We start from the raw sequence: 15,712 nt of genomic DNA, 5'->3' as shown, positions 1-15,712 counted from the left end.
TAATCACTCGGAACTAACAACTAAACATACTAATTAACTACACACACTTCATCATATACGGCTGCTAAGTGCGTACCAATGACCTGTGCGGAACGGCCTTCTATGTGATGTCTTTCCACAAAATGCACCAGCTCGCCATCTTTGAACAGGGCGATAGACGGAGAAGACGGAGGCAGCGGGATGTACTCGCGTACGCGTTGGGTGGCATCGGTATCAAACCCGGCAAAAACCGTATAGAGCTGATCGGGCTTATTCTCCGTCAGATCCAGCGACATCTTCACTCCCGGACGCATGGTGCCGGCAGCACATCCGCAAACTGAATTGATCACTACTACTGCAGTGCCTTTCTGGTTCGCAAAAAATTCATCGACTTCTTCGGGGGTGGTCAGTTCTTTAAACCCGACAGAAGTCAGCTCTTCTTTCATGGGAGCTACTAAATGAGGAGGATACATATTTGTTAAATCTGATTTTGGCCCCTTACCCTTCGGGGTGTATAACTATCAACAACCTGGGTGGGGTTGTCTCACATAAATCCTAATTCCAGCTTGGCTACTTCGCTCATCATTTCCGTAGAATAAGGCGGATCGAAGGTCAGCTCAATACTCACATCGTTTACTCCTTCTATGGCCCGGATCTCGGCTTCCATTTCCACAGGGATGCTCTCGGCCGACGGGCACGAGGGAGATGTCAGCGTCATCAGCACATAGACGTTATGAATAGGGAATATCTTAATATCATAAATAAGTCCCAGCTCATATACATCCACAGGAATTTCCGGGTCATATACTTTTTTTATAGCTTCAATGACCTTTTCCTTTAATTCGGCTTCGCTTTGTTCCATTTAAAATGATGCTTTCTGGTATTAATAACGAAATAGGTCAATGAATGGTTCGGTTTTAAGAGGATAGAGATTATTTGAGTCTTGCTGACATCCAGATAAAAATTTTCGATAATTATATTACCTTTTTTAATCCGGGGAAATTGCATCCCGCCAACCGATTGAATGAGGGTGCAAATGAGGGTATAAATGAGGGTGTAAATGAGGGTGTAAATAGATTGTTAAAACTAATAGAAGAAAACCCAGGCAACAGAAAACCCTATTTTGTGTCTTCTATGAATGTACCGGAGAAAACCATGGAACGATGGTTAAAGTACTTAAGGGAATCGCAAAAGATTGAATTTAGAGGTGCAGCAAAAACCGGCGGATACTATAGTAAACAGTAAGTAATTTTACACACTACCCGAAGCCGGATAGCCACTATTATCTGGTCTAACCCCAAAGGGGATATATGCGGTAAGCATGTACATTTCAAATAAAGTCAAAAGTAAAACAGGAATATTACGGGGAAAAATGGAGTAAAAATTATAGAATTATTTTAATAAATAATTGTGTTTTTTGAAAACCATTTCTATTTTAGCCCCACAGTAGAACCATATACCTCTATAAATAAACCCGATTATGATTATAAAAGACAATTATTCCCATCATGCTTTTAATAAAAACATCGCTATAGAGATTCAGAACTACCAGTACCATCATCACCCTTTAGATGGCTCCAACCATGATCGATATATTGGTCGAGAAAGAATTGAAATGCAATTTCTGCAATATTTGGAGAGTGATTCACCCCACGGCTCCTATCTGGTGACGGGTTACAGAGGGATGGGTAAAACCAGCTTTGTTAATAAGGTAATTAATGAACATACCGAAAACCGTAAAAATAAAACTCATGAAGGTAAGAGAAAGGTAAAGAAAATCAACCTGAGTTTCAGTCAGAAGAATCTCAACAAAGAAGATATCTTGAAGCAGATTCTGGACTCTCTTATTTTTTACTTGGAATCCTGCGATGACACAATTAAGATGAAGAAAGAAATTTCCTACAGCAGGCTTTTTCGATTATTTATATGGGCTCTTTCAGGAATATTGTTGGTTGTTTTATCCCCTGTTCTGCTCGAAATAGGCAGAAAATGGCCCGATGCCTATACCTTTTCCTGGAATACGTTTATAAGCAGCGCCCTTTTTAGTACTTTGGCCTGGGTGAGTCTGGCAGCATCTTTACTGACTTTGTTCCTTACCTTTCTTTTCCGCCTTTTGCGGTTAGGGAAAAAACTTTATCTTGAAAAGAAAGCAAAGGCTCCCTCCCTACCTAATGAACCTTTAGCTGAAGATATCTATTTGCGTTTGCAGGGGCTCAAAATGAGAAGTAATGCTGTGCTTACAGAAGAGGATAATCTCAACAGCTCTACTTTTTTTCCTAACTTTCCTCTTTCAATCTTTTCCAGGAAAAGCCGGAATTACCCGATGATGCGAGGGAAAGACATTGAGAGTGATCTGATCAAAATTATAGATGATTTTGAAAAAACTGAGCTCATTTTTGTTTTTGACGAATTGGATAAGGTAGACGTGAGCATAGACTGGAATGAATCCAACCCGGAGATTTCGTCTTCTCAATCGTATAACCGTTCCCGGGAACAGAAAGAAACCATAGTCAGCATTCTGGCCTCTTTAAAATTCTTTATGAGCCAGGCCAGGGCCAAATTTGTCTTTATTGCCGGGAGGGAAATGTTTGATGCAGCATTGGCTGATATTGCAGACAGACAGAATTACCTGGGTAGTATATTCCATCATGTGATTTACGTAGACTCTTTTTTGAAAGATACTCCTTTAGCACACAATACCGGGCTCACACAAAGAGTAGAAGACTACCTGGAGCGGGTTCTCTTTAATGATTATCCTGCCGATATTTTAAGCCGCTACAGTGTACCGACGGATGATGGCGTTTTTTTACGACGCTACTTTTTCTTTTTAAAGGAAAATTACCTGGAAGAGAAACTTCTTGATATGGAAGAAATCCTGAAAGTGATCTTCAGTCTCCAGATGTTTATCATTTATGTGACCTATCGGTCTAACGGCTCTCCCAAGAAAATGACCAAGATCATTGAGGAACATATTGTTAAAAGAGATGATGCAGAGAGATATAATTTTAAGACATTGGTAGTCAGTTGTATAGAGCCCTACAAAAAGAAAAATGATAGCGCTTATCAATGCCTGGAGCTCACTTACGATGAACAATACCGGAACGCCTACATTTCCTATCTTTTCAGGCCTTTCCTTATGAATTATTCCACTTATGCCAAGCGGCTGAGCGACAAAATTCTGGTGGCTATCCCGTTTATGATAGACCACATTCTGAAGTTTCATGCCTTTGCTTTTTCCCGGCAAAACCTGGAATTATTACCGGAGGTGATATCTCCGAACCGTACTCACCTTGTAAGAAACCTTATTTTTGACCTGATCAGTTACTTCAGTGAAAACCACATCAAGAATATTGAAATGGGTTTGTTTGAGTACCGGTTTAACCGCAAGACGTCAGACGAACTGAAATTTATATCGAAAACTTTTGAAGAAGATTCAGCTGCATTTAATTTCTCTCTTGATGAGATGCAATCTGTGAAAACCTATTTGCAAGGCAGGATAGAGAACCTGAGGGCTATTCATTCAGGTAGTATTCGGGAAGCAGGGAAAGAAAGAACCATCTATTCCTTATCCTTCCTGGAATCGCTGATGGGCGACGCCTATTACTTTGACAAAGAATATGACCTGGCTATTTTATCGTACCTGGATAGTATTCAGAACCTCCGTTATGAAGAGAATGCTGTCGGGACATTCGAAAACAGGATTTCTGTACTGCGCCTTTTGTTAAAGATAGGCCTGATGTATGAGCTAATGAAAAAATTTGACATGGCTTTGGGCTATTTTTATGATGCTTTGAGCTATTATAAAGATAATTTTAGCAGGAATGAAAAAAAATATCAGCCAATTCAGGAGTCGATAAACGCGGTGCCGATGCAGTTGTTTTTTAAAGCACTTCTAAGCGTAAAAAGTCTTACTGAAAAGAAGATCAACAACGGACTCACCCTGGGTAACCTGGAAGAGTTCAGCAATTTGGTCAATACTACGATTAAACCAGGCAGCAATGCCTATCTTTATTCGCAAAATGATGATAAGAATCCCCGGATAAATCTTGAACTGGCTCATTATTATACCGAGCTCGGTACTATACTTTTCCATAAAAATATCATCCCGATAAAAAGCCGGAACCAGATCGCTGCTTCTTCTAATGAACCTGATACTATTCGGAGCGGGGACCTGGTTTCCAGGATCATTTTTTCCAACCTTCCGCCAGACGCCATGCTAGGGTTTAAGATTTATTACGAATCAAAAGATTACCGGCCTACTCTTGCCTCTCTCGGAGAGTATAAGCGGGCATTGCTTAGTATGTTGTCGAGTTCAGAAGAGGAGAAAATCAGGAAAAAAGACCCCCATTTTAGTCCTAAGTCCGGAAGGCCCTTTCGAAAAGCCGATGAACTGGAATGTGCCAGGCTCTCGACTTTACTTTATTTTGCTGCCAGGAAGATCAAAAGCTATAAAAACGTATACGTTTCCAGTTACCTGCATATTTGTGCCAATACTTTTTCCAGTATAGGTGATTCATTGTTTAGTCTAACCGTCAAGGAGTTTAGTACTCCGGACTATCTATTGGCTTATGCGAAACATTATGAGTTCAAAGTACAGGTACACAACAAAGTAAAAAGAGCTTTATCAGAATACAAAAAAGATGGAAGTAGCACAAAGCTGAAAAAGTTTTTGAAAGATCTTCTAGAGGAATCAGGACCTCCTTACGAGAAGGGTATTCATTTCAGTATACTGATTATAAAAGAGCGCGTAAGGATAATACGTATTTTAAGATCGGGAGAGCCAGACAAGCTTGAAGAATTGCTGGAAAATTACGAACCGAGGCCTATGAAGTACTGGGATGATATCACTTACGATTACTTCGGACTCATTGATAACCCTGATTCCAAAGTTCCTGGTTCCTTTAAAACTCCATTCTGCGAAACTCAATTTATCGTCTTTGTTTATTATTTATCGGCAAGGTTTTTTTCCAAGGGTGGGTTAAATCATAATTTTTCGCACCTTATCAAGAAAATATTCCAGATAGTCCGGAATAACTTAGACCGGAAGGATAAGCAACCGGTTATCTCTGAGGATATGGAAAAGGTGGTTTCTTTTTTTGAAAATACACTGTTGAAACTAGTGCTGGAGTCGGCCAGTCGAAGCAGTTATTCTACAGACCGGCCCCAAATGCAAAAATACAAGTATTTTGAAGGACTGAACCAGATAGGAAACTATCAGGGTAATTTTGTGCATCACCCGAAAGCTTTCCGGCGTTACAATTACTTTAATTTGTCTAACGGGCCTGAAGTCAAAGAAGCTATTCTTTATTTTGCCCTTTTAAAGCTAAAGACGACGCAATATCCTGAACTGAATTTGAGTCCACACTTGTCTGCTAAAGAGCTCTCAAATCCCTTGAAAGTTTTTAGAAGAGCTAAGAGGGATCATGATATTCTATACCGTTACCTCAATCATGAAATGCCGGAGCTGAAGCTTATTAATCCCTATAACGTGCCTAGTAGTCAATATTCCAGGTTATTGGAAGTGGACTTACATACCCGGATAAATTATATCATTATGAAGAAAATAGCTAATCAATATAAGGATATCCATTCCTGGGAGAGCGATCTGTATTTTCAGCTTAAGCGTACTCCTGAGCAGGCTAATATTTCGACTCGTGTACGAGAAAGCAGGATTCACAGAGGTATTTATAACTTTTTATGCGAATTGGTCTCTTCTTCCATTTATTTGTTTGTGCAGCAAATAAAAGTGTACAGTATTTTCCAGGTAAATCCTTTATTAAATAATACACACCTGGCCAAATACCATATGCGCCTGGGCCGATGGCTAAAATATTACCTGATCCTGAACTGTATGAACAAGGTATTTTATCCGGAAAAAAAAGAATCATTGATTGATTCTAAAATTGATGCTCTGTTTGGCAATACATTTTCAAAAATCTCCCTGGACACCACTTCCCAGTTTCAAATCGCGTTACAGCTTTTACACAAAACCAAGCAATACCACAGTAATGGGGTGGCCTTCAAGCGCGATATGGAGAATAAGGTTTACCTGGAAGGCGATTATAGCGATATCACCTATAATTTTGGCCTGGCAGTAGAAAGACATAAAGTCAATGCCGGGAAAATAAGAAAGGAAATCCGGGAACTGGAGAAAGAGCTGGCAGACTCTCCCCTATTAACGTATGAAAGTTTTACCAATTCAGAGATGTATCCGGAATATGACAAATAATACATTAAGATGTTAATCGGGAAAACAGGTTCAACAGTAGAAGACGAGCCGGGCTACGCATGTTTGGTTCCCGCAGCTACGCTTGCAAACGGCACCCCACCCGGAACTAACAACCCGGAACTCGTCACTGACTTACCCGGCACTAATAACTTTAAACGCCAGCGCATACGCCTTCATCTGTTTCACCATAGACGCCAGGCCGTTAGAGCGTGTCTGGGCCAGGTGCGATGAGAGGCCGGTTTTCTCGATAAAGTAGAGGTCGGCGTCCAGGATCTCGTTTGGGGTGTGGTCTGAGAGCACCTGCAGCAGCATGCTTACCAGTCCTTTGACAATGATGGCCTGGCTGTCGGCTTCAAAGATCACTTTGCCGTTTTCCATGCGGGCGTGCAACCACACCACCGACTGGCAGCCTTTGATGATGTTGTCTTCCGTTTTGTGCTTGTCATCCAGCCCGGGCAGCTTTTTGCCCAGGTCAATGATATATTCGTATTTTTCCTCCCAATCGTCAAATAAGGCGAAGGTTTCGATGAGGTCGTCCTGTATTTCGTTAATGCTCATTTTTTATGCCGGAACATCGTTTCGGGCAGGGTCTGCCGGCGCCCGACCTTGTCGTTATCCTGCAAAAATAAGTGATCCGGCCCTATTCTCATACAGAAGATTGCATAACCAGCGTTTTTTCAACTGTTTTATCTTTTGAAATGACGATTTCGGTACCGGCCGTGTATTTTACGTTGTTGATGGTAATTCTGGCCAATACGTAATATTTTCCTTCTGCCATATTAAACTGGCCGGCTTTGCCCCGGGAGTTTGTCTTCAGCGTATAATTACTGCCTTCGCATACGCCGGCAAGGTACGGCAGCCCGCTGGAGGCTATACAGACATCCACGTTGCCTAAAGGCCGCCCTGAAGTATCGGTCACTTCCAGGATAACGCCGGGTTGTTGTTTGGATACCGTTGCTTCAAAAAGAAGCGAATCTTTAGGAAGCGTAGTGGTAAGGTATTCGGCTTTGAAGATTTTTCCATCCAGGGCCTCACTGTAGATTATTTTGAACGATTTCCCCTGCCGCAAGTTATCGAAGCGAAAATATCCTTCTTCATTGGTCATTGTATTGAGAATAAAATCTCCGTCTCCTTTATCGGCTGCATTAAAAACATAGATGGTTTTTTTGCCCAGGGGCTTATGGATATCGCCTGAGATTTCATCGGTCAGCATCAGCCGCCCATGCAGGTAAGAGCTTTCGTAGAACGGGTCGTTTGCCGTAAGATCCTTATAATTTTCACACGACCATAGCGCCAGGAGTAAAAACAGGTTAACAGGTTTCATAATGGTTTATTTTATTTAAAAAGCCCGATGGCTTTGCCCAGGGTTACCGGTTCTACATTTACAGAAAGAAAGGGACCGGCAAACTCTATTCCGTATGCCATTTCAGCCACCTTGTTATTGACTATCCGGAAGCTCTGGTTCCGGTAATAGTGAAGTGCCGCGATCAGCCTTATGCCCGGCCAGACATCGTAAGAGAGGCCTGCGTAATAGTTATCCAGGGCATTTTGTATGCTCAGCCCGGCATATAATGAAAATCTTTCTTCGGGTTTTCCTAAGAAACGGTCGTTCAGCTTATTCAGGCGGCCTAAAAAGTACCAATGCAGGCCGGCCACAAATTGAACCTGGTTCCCGTTTTCGGTGACCGGCAGGGCGGTACCGTCTGAACGGCTGATTGTATACGGACAAAAATTCATTCCCAGGCCTACACTGAAATCCATTTTAAGCGTTTTGATCACTTTGAGCTCTTTCCGGGTCACCTCTTTCGGTGCTGCTTTTCCTCTTTGTTCCAGCAGGGCATATTTGAAAAGACCCGGCGCCTCCGGAAGTTCCGGATCAAACAATTGGGTATAATGCTGGCAGGCGGTATCGGTGGTGGCCGCCAGGTTTCCCTGGGGAAGCGACCGGTTGTATATTCTCACAAAAGGGGTGATACGGTCTATCCGGGCTTTGGTTTGCGCGAGGAGCGTGTCGACATCGATGAAGTTGGGCACCAGTTCCTGCTTCAGATAATTTACAAACCCTTCCCGGAGCTTGTCCGCCGTTCTTACAAGACTCGCGTCAGTGGTATAATCTAAAAAATAACCCCTGTTTCTCTTTATGAACACCTCTATGGCTTTGTCCAGGAATACGATGGCCGTGTCCCTGGTGCTATCCCGAAGCGCCCCCCACAAAATTCTTCTCTTGTCTTCCTCCAGGTCACTGCCCGTGAGGGGGATCACCTGATCGCCTATTGTAACCCTGTAATTGCAGTAGGGTAATGAATAAGGGGTGAATTGGTCGTAGGTTTTGTAATTGCCTAAAAGTGGCTGTTTATTTTCAGGAGCCTTGTAAAGGGGACTCACCCCATTTTGGGTTCCCTTCACTTCCCTGGTTTGTATACGGTCCAGGGTGGTAGCGTTCAGCATAGCGGTGACCCGGGCAAAAGCCGACTTCTGGGCAAAGCCCAGGTTGGTCACTACTGACAGCGGTTCGGTAACCGAATTCAGTCGGCTTATGGCGCTGCTTTCATAGACCAGCTTGCCTTCTTTGTATTGTGCCGTCACTGTCGTATTGGCAGGGATGTTGTATACGGCGATCTTCAGAGGCTGACCGTTGACCAGGTACACGTCATCCGCCGACTTGCTTTTGTAACTCTGCAGGGCATCGTACTCCATGAACAGGGGCGCCGGGCTTTTTTTCGTACCGGAAGTAACCGGTAACTGAATACGGTTATAGATATGCGCCGATTGCCGGAAACGATCCAGGACGGGCATTTTGTTCAGTGAGTCCTGCAAATACTGCTTTTCAGGTGTAAAAAAGCTGTTTTTCTCGCTGTACGGATACCGGCCGGGCTTTGAAGTAACCAGCAAAGGGTTAATATTGATCACCCCGCCCGTGTACCAAAGCCATTGCCGGATAAACCGGCTGAAGCGTATTTTTTGCACGATACCGTTTTCGGGCAGGTGGTTTGCCGCCGCTTTTTGGCGTAAGCTGTCTATGACATCGCGATTGTACGAGAAAATATCATTTTTAATGGCCCGGGCCTCCCGGTAGATCTGCCGGAGGTTTTCATACCGTTGCTCAATGACTCTCCATTCTTTCAGGTAGCTTATGTCGATCTCTTTTTTCCACAGGTAATTGTCGTTTTGCAGCGAAAAATTATACCTTTCAAGCAAAAAAGCATTAAGGAGGTCTTTTTTGATCACATCAAATTCGATATACCCGTTACCCGGCTTCTTTTTAATGGTCACCACCGGTTGCTGCAGTCGCTCTTCTATGGAACAGGGCGACGGCACGTAACGGAAGAGAGGGCATGCTTCGGCCCGGGCCTCCCCTGCCAGGTATTTGCGCAGCTCTTTTAATTCATGTGTAAAGTCTTTTAAGAAACCCGGGGGCCAGATATACGAATAATCATTGGCCAGCCCGGTGGAGTCGTCCTCCAGGTTAAAAAGGGTTTCGTCTACCCTCTCCAGCAGGCGTTTTTTCAGCTGCTTTTTTTCCTGTTCGGTATACGTGGTGTCCCTGACCAGGTTCCCGCCGGCTGAATCGTACAGCTTTTTAGCTCCTGCAGGTTTAAAAGCCAGGTCACTTGTAAGGTCCTGGGCTGTTCCGTTCCTGACGAGGGTGGACAGGAGGAAAATAATGACCCAACGGGTTTTTGAAATGCACCGGAAGAGAAATCCGGTGCGGGATACGGAAGGTTTCATAAAGGGTTTATTTCAGGGGTTTGTTTTCTTCAGTAAAGTTAGAAGAAGTGTATGGGCTAAAAAATACCGCCTGGGCAGTATTTTTCAGGGTTGGGTGGGGTAATTTACTTATTTGCAGAAGGAGGAACCCAGCGAGGGGTAAATTGGATATTTTTAATGTATGATTCTAAGATTTAGCAGATATCTTCAAATCACGTATTAAAGCATCAATATTTTCATTGAATGCTTTTGAATCATTAGGGTCTTCCGATGTATGCGCATCAGGTCCAAATTTTGAAACGAAGTAATTTTTTAACATTTCAAAATTCTCTCGTCTTTTAGGATCAGAGAGTTCGTAATCATAAGTTTCGAAAATATAATTATCTAACCTGATTGCAATTAATCTGGTGTCGTCATTTTGGAGACGGATTATTTCTCTGCAAGTACTTAATTCTGTATGACATCCATCACTTTTTAACGAATGACGGGAAGCAATAAAAAGTAACTTATCTGCACTGGTTACGCTCTCCTTCATATATCTGTTAAGATGTTTGTGCGGGTTATCTTTCTCAAACAAAGTAACGTTAATACCATTTACTTTTAACTTCTTATAAATATAATTGGCTATAGATGAATCCTTGTAGCTGTAGGAAATAAACATACTATGGTAACCCGGGTCGTTATCTATTTCCAAAATCTTGTGAAGTGAAAACAACAGCTCAAGTTCATTCTCTTTGGTATATTTACGTGATGCGGCAAATTGATAGAAATCAGAATTGCCAGGGAAAATCTTTTTATCTTTATTTATTTGTATATTTGATCCATTCAGAGTGATATCATATTTAGTAAATAAATGTTTCACCCTGTTCAATGTTTGCTCTGAATATAATTTCAAATCCGTACGAATCTGATCTTTTGTTTTTCCTGAAAAAGCCGTGAATAAAGTGTCTTCATTCTTTTCAGGAAATGAATGAAATAATCTCCATATTTGAATCTCAGAGAAAATATTAACCAGGCTATTTAAATCTTCCTCGGAACTATGTAGTTCAGAATGTTTTATAGCTTTATAGAACTGGTAGATTCCTTCCACTATTAAGTTCTTACAACGAACATTGTGATAAAAAGAAGTATCTTCATTATAAATCTGTATAACAGAGTTGCTTCGAAGCCTGTTGCCCGCTAATCTATTGAAAATAATTTTGCAATAGCTTTCTGAAACTACCGTTGCTGTAGAAATTTTACTTGTACTATCTGAAGTTATATTTTCGCTGTATTGATATCTGTCAATTATGACTGGAGTTATGGTTACCCTTGAGGAGCTTGCTTCCCAAAGGCCTGTAAATTTGTTAAATTCTTCTTCTACAAATTCTCTTATACAATGACTGATATGTTTGGGTTTATGGCCAGCAGATTGTACCAGTTCCCCGAAAAGATTACTAAAAGGAGTATAAAGGCAAACACTTATAGTTGTTGCGGTTTTGTAGAATTTTAAGATCTCTTCAAATTGATCAGAATAGACAATCACGGGATAGCTTTTATTTCTCCATTCATCCAGAATCTTCGTCTTTTCTACGCTTGTAAGATTATCATGGAAAACTTTGTAAGAATATTTATTGCCATTTAAATCAAGCAGGAAAGTGTCTGATGTTTCAAACCCGGACCATTTCGGATCAGGGTATACCACCACAGCCAGGCATTTATAATTGTTCAGTTCCGGCAAAATAATTGTCAGGGAGTCTCTATCTAAACCGAAATGCAAATGATGTTCGTAAGCCTGGTTGCTTTGCTGAATAAATTCATTGTCATAGCCTATTATATTGAACCTGTTATAGTAGCCCACATCATGAATTTGTTTCATTTTCTTATTCACACTGGGATGCAGTATGAAATAATCAACAATGGGAGCTCTGTTTTCCAATAATGTATATTCTCCTACCGGTAAGAACATTTGTTTCTGTGTTCCTCCTTCAGAATCCATTACAGTTTGTACGACCCCTACAATTCCAATTCTATAGAGATAGGAAAAAACACTTTGGAAGTTTAGCTCGTTAAATATCTCAGAATCAATCCTTTCAGAATCAGACCGTTTGACAACATTGTATTCTACTTTTTCACAAAATGACTCAAATACCTTATCTTCGAATATAGGAATTATCTCCCTCTTTAACTGATCAAATAGTTCATAACTGACTTCGTTTACAACAGAGCCTACCCGATTTGTATTGCTTCGATCTTGGGGTCTTAATTTCTCAACGATCCTTTTTCCCATCAAAACAATTTCTCTGGGCCTTCCGTATGTGTGCCTGTAAATAAAATCAAAGAAAGACTCCTCTATTTTATTTCCATTCTTGTCTTCCACAAATTTATGGGGAATTTTATCATACCCGGTAAGCCGGTAAATCATATTTTTGTGAGATGCAGAAACCAGATCGTCAGGAGAAGTCAATAGAATATTTTGTTCAAAAATACTTTTAATTTCTTGTTTTGTATATTTAAGATTTACTGTCAGGTCATCTAATTGTAACCTAAGCGGATCCTGATTATTGTTATACGCCTCACTTCTTATAGTCAGAAAAATCTTTATGTGCCTGTTGATTGCACAAATATCTCTTGCAATAAAGAGAATAGATAATTGAGCATTTATCCAGATATTGGGAGAAAGTTGAGCATTATTCTGGGCTGTATAGCCTACATAATTATCGAATGCTTCGTCTATATTATCTATAAATACGGCTGCCTGGTTTGTGGAAGACTCTTCTCTGAGTTTTTTGACGGCAGGTTGTAAATCGGAAGCAACATACTTATGCATTGCGACTATCTTACCCCTCTGCTGAAGTAATGTACTTAATATTCCTGCCAGGCTTCCGGCATTTCCAATAGTAGCTTTTATTTCTTTAGGAATAGTATTTTCATTAAACGACTTAAGAATCAGTGTATATAATGCAATTTCCCAGGTTTTTTTCCAAATACCAATATCATTAAACTTATCAAAGTCAGTTTTGGAAAATGAAAAATCATTATTCGTGAACCTTTCGCATAAAGTATTGGCAGGTATAAATTTAAAACCCGTATTGCTGTCCCTTATTAATTGACTTTTAACTTTTAAAAGATATGTTTTCCCAAGACCTTTAGGGGCTACTATGAACATTTTCTTTGTTTCCGGACTCAGGAAATCCTGAATTTCTCTCGTTATAACCATGTAGTTGTTTATGTGGCCCGTATTTATATCATTTAGATCAATGTTGTTTGCATCTATATTCCAAGCTTTCATTTTTTTGTGTTTTTAATAGGGTGACAAAGGAAACTAACTGAGAGCTTCCGATGATAATATTAATAATATTAGGATTATCCTGATTATGAAGGCAATAGAATTACTTGGGGTAGAGGTAGATCAGCATAGTATAATGGTTTATTTGAGTGCAATGTATAAATATATTATGAAAAAATATTCATTTTCTATTATTTTTTTACATTGACTCGTGGGCTAAATGTGTGAGACAGGAAGAAACGGACGTCGGGTTAAATACACAACGTATAGAGGGGCAAACAGTTTGAAAGATTTAGAAAGCAGGTGGTAGTGTGTAGAGGAGCCCTCTTACACCATCTTTGCCCAGTTCATCGGGGTATTCATTGAAGAGAAGCCTATGACAGGAGAGCTGTGACCCTTACTGCATGTCTTACAATTTAAAGCCCAGCATCACCCCTGCCCGGTACACGGGCCACCATTCACCGGTTTTGTTGAGTGGAGCGCCTTCGGGGCGGTCTATTCGCTGGCCTGTGTTTCCGTTGTAATGCTTCATAAAACCTTGGCCAAACCCCCCCCCTACCGTAAAGTCTAATGTGAGGTTTTCACTCAAATGAAACATATATCCTGCGGTGGCCCCCATTAGAATATTAAAACCTTTCTGGTAAGTATTATGATTTCTATATCCTTTATGTCCTGGTTTCCTGATCTTGAAAGCATCAATTCCTGTTAAATTAGGGCCAATATAAAATCTGCTAAATGCTTCTTTAGGATAATAGCGGAGTTCATTGCTGAACAATGCTGCTTTAACAGGATCACCTCTAAAACTATCCCAGAATGAAGCAGCAACATCGGCCTGGTAGGTCCATTTAGCACTTATCCGTGTCTCCATTCCTATATGTGGTACCAATACCAATGTAGCCGGGACATTCCATTTAAGCTGGGTTTGAGCAGAAAGTGAAAACGAGGCAAATACTAAACTAAAAAAGAGTAATTTTTTCATGGGTCATTGAATAATGCTGCAAAACTAAAGGTTTTACTTCCTCCTTGTTCCGGTTTATAAAGGAAATATTGTTTGTTTGCATTTTTCGGTTAACCGGGGAATAATTTCTTTCTTCTTTTGGCTCCAACCTGAAAAGTCATTAGCTTTGCCGTACAATAGCGAAGTCAGAAAACTTTAAACAGAATAAACCATAATGACAAAAGTTGCTTCAGATGCACGTATTGCCATCATCGGGTTGGGCTACGTGGGTCTGCCTTTAGCCGTAGAATTTGCCAAAAAATACGCTGTAGTTGGTTTCGATATTAACCAATCCAGAATCACTGAATTACGTAATGGCCATGACCGTACCCTGGAAGTCAGCGATGAATTGCTGCAATCGGTATTGGTTTCAGACGAGACCACCGGAGAGCAGGAACCCGGTCTCCGGTTCAGCGCTGACCGGGAATCCATTGCCGGCTGCAATTATTACATCGTTACCGTTCCTACGCCAGTTGATAAATACAACCGCCCGGTACTTACACCGTTGTACAAGGCCAGCGAAACAGTAGGTGCTGTAATGAAACAAGGGGATATCGTAGTGTACGAATCCACCGTTTATCCCGGTGTTACCGAAGAGGAATGTGTGCCCGTGCTGGAAAAAGTATCAGGACTGAAATTCAACACCGATTTCTTTGCCGGCTATTCGCCTGAGCGTATTAACCCCGGCGATAAGGAGCATACCGTAGCCAAAATCCTGAAAATCACTTCGGGTTCCACGCCCGAAGCGGCCGAAAAGATAGATGCCCTGTATCGCTCGGTGATCGTTGCCGGAACCCACAAAGCCGCCAGCTTACGGGTGGCGGAAGCCGCCAAGGTGATTGAAAATGCCCAGCGCGACATCAACATTGCCTTTGTGAATGAGCTGGCCAAAATCTTTAACCGCCTGGATATCGATACCGACGATGTGCTACAGGCCGCAGGTACCAAATGGAATTTCCTGAAATTTAAGCCCGGCCTGGTAGGCGGGCATTGCATTGGGGTAGATCCTTTTTACCTGGCCCAGAAGGCTCAGGAAGTGGGCTATCATCCGGAGATAATCCTGGCCGGCCGACGCCTGAACGACGGCATGGGCGAATACGTAGCTCACGAAGTGGTACGCCTCATGATCAAAAAAGATATCCCCGTCAAAAATGCAAAAATCCTGGTGCTGGGCATAACCTTTAAAGAAAACTGCCCGGACGTACGGAATACCAAAGCGGTGGACATCCTGAGTACCCTAAAAAGCTACGGAACGCAGCTGACCATCTTTGACCCCTGGGCCTCGCCGGAAGAAGTAAAGCACGAATACGGCTGGGACTGCACCAACACCCTGGCTGACGGTGAAAAATACGACGCCATTGTGCTGGCCGTAGCGCATAAAGAATTTGAAGCGCTGAACCTGGCCCTGCTGCAAAAAGCGAGCAGCGTGGTATATGATGTAAAAGGGGTATTGCCGCGCGAAGTGGTGGATGCCCGTTTGTAATTACAAAGTCACGGATTTGCCTATTTACAAGACTGCAACAGAGCAGAT

General features: G+C 41.8%; 10 protein-coding genes. 3 read left to right on the top strand and 7 right to left on the bottom strand.

Going from position 1 to position 15,712, the window contains the following annotated elements:
* Positions 1–29: 29 nt before the first annotated feature.
* Together AB2U10_RS04720 and AB2U10_RS04715 are read right to left on the bottom strand one after the other, a co-directional pair.
* A complete protein-coding gene (locus AB2U10_RS04720) occupies positions 30–452 on the bottom strand; it encodes a BrxA/BrxB family bacilliredoxin (protein WP_367913161.1) in 423 nt (140 codons plus the stop codon).
* A gap of 71 nt (positions 453–523) precedes the next feature.
* Positions 524–841, bottom strand: a complete 318-nt coding sequence (locus AB2U10_RS04715; RefSeq protein ID WP_367913162.1) for an iron-sulfur cluster assembly protein — start codon at positions 839–841, stop codon at positions 524–526.
* Between the two features lie 74 nt (positions 842–915).
* On the opposite strand from AB2U10_RS04715, the gene AB2U10_RS04710 reads away from it, so the two are divergent.
* Together AB2U10_RS04710 and AB2U10_RS04705 are read left to right on the top strand one after the other, a co-directional pair.
* On the top strand, positions 916–1,224 hold the full coding sequence (locus tag AB2U10_RS04710; RefSeq protein ID WP_367913163.1) for a hypothetical protein: 309 nt from the start codon (positions 916–918) through the stop codon (positions 1,222–1,224).
* Positions 1,225–1,459: 235 nt separating this feature from the next.
* A complete protein-coding gene (locus AB2U10_RS04705; RefSeq protein WP_367913164.1) occupies positions 1,460–6,208 on the top strand; it encodes an ATP-binding protein in 4,749 nt (1,582 codons plus the stop codon).
* A gap of 132 nt (positions 6,209–6,340) precedes the next feature.
* Here the strand turns inward: AB2U10_RS04705 and AB2U10_RS04700 are convergent, their stop codons facing one another.
* The 5 genes from AB2U10_RS04700 to AB2U10_RS04680 all read right to left on the bottom strand — a co-directional run bounded on the left by AB2U10_RS04700 (position 6,341) and on the right by AB2U10_RS04680 (position 14,163).
* The gene (locus tag AB2U10_RS04700; RefSeq protein WP_367913165.1) at positions 6,341–6,766 is read right to left on the bottom strand and encodes a SufE family protein; all 426 of its coding nucleotides are present in this window, start codon (positions 6,764–6,766) and stop codon (positions 6,341–6,343) included.
* A gap of 88 nt (positions 6,767–6,854) precedes the next feature.
* Positions 6,855–7,532 (bottom strand): collagen binding domain-containing protein, encoded by a 678-nt coding sequence (locus tag AB2U10_RS04695; protein WP_367913166.1) that lies wholly within the window; start codon positions 7,530–7,532, stop codon positions 6,855–6,857.
* 11 nt (positions 7,533–7,543) lie between these two features.
* The gene (locus AB2U10_RS04690; RefSeq protein ID WP_367913167.1) at positions 7,544–9,937 is read right to left on the bottom strand and encodes a hypothetical protein; all 2,394 of its coding nucleotides are present in this window, start codon (positions 9,935–9,937) and stop codon (positions 7,544–7,546) included.
* Between the two features lie 166 nt (positions 9,938–10,103).
* Positions 10,104–13,187, bottom strand: coding sequence for a toll/interleukin-1 receptor domain-containing protein (locus AB2U10_RS04685; RefSeq protein ID WP_367913168.1), 3,084 nt, complete (start codon positions 13,185–13,187; stop codon positions 10,104–10,106).
* Between the two features lie 406 nt (positions 13,188–13,593).
* Positions 13,594–14,163 carry a DUF3575 domain-containing protein gene (locus AB2U10_RS04680; protein ID WP_367913169.1) on the bottom strand — a complete coding sequence of 190 codons (570 nt, stop codon included), beginning with the start codon at positions 14,161–14,163 and terminating at the stop codon, positions 13,594–13,596.
* 193 nt (positions 14,164–14,356) lie between these two features.
* Here AB2U10_RS04680 and AB2U10_RS04675 point away from each other — a divergent pair, with 193 nt between their 5' ends.
* Complete coding sequence (locus AB2U10_RS04675; RefSeq protein ID WP_367913170.1) at positions 14,357–15,664, top strand: nucleotide sugar dehydrogenase; 1,308 nt, start codon at positions 14,357–14,359, stop codon at positions 15,662–15,664.
* The last annotated feature ends 48 nt before the right edge of the window (positions 15,665–15,712 follow it).

This window comes from Leadbetterella sp. DM7, assembly GCF_040829825.2.
Taxonomy (GTDB): Bacteria; Bacteroidota; Bacteroidia; order Cytophagales; family Spirosomataceae; genus Leadbetterella.
Note: the sequence above shows the minus strand (reverse complement) of the source record. Positions and strands in the feature narration are given on the sequence as shown.

What these genes read in the sequence shown, in the direction of transcription:
- AB2U10_RS04715 (WP_367913162.1), bottom strand. Translation starts at nt 841, where the DNA reads ATGGAACAAAGCGAAGCCGAATTAAAGGAAAAGGTCATTGAAGCTATA.
- AB2U10_RS04695 (WP_367913166.1), bottom strand. Translation starts at nt 7,532, where the DNA reads ATGAAACCTGTTAACCTGTTTTTACTCCTGGCGCTATGGTCGTGTGAA.
- AB2U10_RS04700 (WP_367913165.1), bottom strand. Translation starts at nt 6,766, where the DNA reads ATGAGCATTAACGAAATACAGGACGACCTCATCGAAACCTTCGCCTTA.
- AB2U10_RS04690 (WP_367913167.1), bottom strand. Translation starts at nt 9,937, where the DNA reads ATGAAACCTTCCGTATCCCGCACCGGATTTCTCTTCCGGTGCATTTCA.
- AB2U10_RS04675 (WP_367913170.1), top strand. Translation starts at nt 14,357, where the DNA reads ATGACAAAAGTTGCTTCAGATGCACGTATTGCCATCATCGGGTTGGGC.
- AB2U10_RS04680 (WP_367913169.1), bottom strand. Translation starts at nt 14,163, where the DNA reads ATGAAAAAATTACTCTTTTTTAGTTTAGTATTTGCCTCGTTTTCACTT.
- AB2U10_RS04685 (WP_367913168.1), bottom strand. Translation starts at nt 13,187, where the DNA reads ATGAAAGCTTGGAATATAGATGCAAACAACATTGATCTAAATGATATA.
- AB2U10_RS04705 (WP_367913164.1), top strand. Translation starts at nt 1,460, where the DNA reads ATGATTATAAAAGACAATTATTCCCATCATGCTTTTAATAAAAACATC.
- AB2U10_RS04720 (WP_367913161.1), bottom strand. Translation starts at nt 452, where the DNA reads ATGTATCCTCCTCATTTAGTAGCTCCCATGAAAGAAGAGCTGACTTCT.